At 57.9% G+C, this 1,101-nt stretch carries 1 rRNA gene; it reads left to right on the top strand.

The window, feature by feature from the left end:
• A 16S ribosomal RNA gene (locus D0T18_RS06775) occupies positions 1 to 1,074 on the top strand; the annotation flags it as partial.
• Positions 1,075 to 1,101: the final 27 nt, after the last annotated feature.

The following is a 1,101-nucleotide window of genomic DNA, read 5'->3' as shown; positions in this document are numbered from 1 at the left end:
TTCGGGTGAGTGTACCTTTCGAATAAGCGCCGGCTAACTACGTGCCAGCAGCCGCGGTAATACGTAGGGCGCAAGCGTTATCCGGAATTATTGGGCGTAAAGAGCTTGTAGGCGGTTCGTCGCGTCTGGTGTGAAAGCCCATCGCTTAACGGTGGGTCTGCGCCGGGTACGGGCGGGCTAGAGTGCAGTAGGGGAGACTGGAATTCCCGGTGTAACGGTGGAATGTGTAGATATCGGGAAGAACACCAATGGCGAAGGCAGGTCTCTGGGCTGTTACTGACGCTGAGAAGCGAAAGCGTGGGGAGCGAACAGGATTAGATACCCTGGTAGTCCACGCCGTAAACGGTGGACGCTGGATGTGGGGCCCATTCCACGGGTTCCGTGTCGGAGCTAACGCGTTAAGCGTCCCGCCTGGGGAGTACGGCCGCAAGGCTAAAACTCAAAGAAATTGACGGGGGCCCGCACAAGCGGCGGAGCATGCGGATTAATTCGATGCAACGCGAAGAACCTTACCTGGGCTTGACATGTGCCTGTCGACTGCAGAGATGTGGTTTCCCTTCGGGGCAGGTTCACAGGTGGTGCATGGTCGTCGTCAGCTCGTGTCGTGAGATGTTGGGTTAAGTCCCGCAACGAGCGCAACCCTCGCCCTGTGTTGCCAGCGGGTTATGCCGGGAACTCACGGGGGACCGCCGGGGTTAACTCGGAGGAAGGTGGGGATGACGTCAGATCATCATGCCCCTTACGTCCAGGGCTTCACGCATGCTACAATGGCCGGTACAACGGGATGCGACATGGTGACATGGAGCGGATCCCTTAAAACCGGTCTCAGTTCGGATCGTAGTCTGCAACTCGACTACGTGAAGGCGGAGTCGCTAGTAATCGCGAATCAGCAACGTCGCGGTGAATGCGTTCCCGGGCCTTGTACACACCGCCCGTCAAGTCATGAAAGTGGGCAGCACCCGAAGCCGGTGGCCTAACCCTTTTGGGATGGAGCCGTCTAAGGTGAGGCTCGTGATTGGGACTAAGTCGTAACAAGGTAGCCGTACCGGAAGGTGCGGCTGGATCACCTCCTTTCTACGGAGTTTTTGTGCACGCTCGGTT

The sequence above is a fragment of the Gardnerella swidsinskii genome (assembly GCF_003397705.1).
Classification (GTDB): Bacteria; Actinomycetota; Actinomycetes; order Actinomycetales; family Bifidobacteriaceae; genus Bifidobacterium; species Bifidobacterium swidsinskii.
The sequence above is the reverse complement of the archived record's forward strand: the minus strand, read 5'-3'. Positions and strand labels throughout refer to the sequence as shown.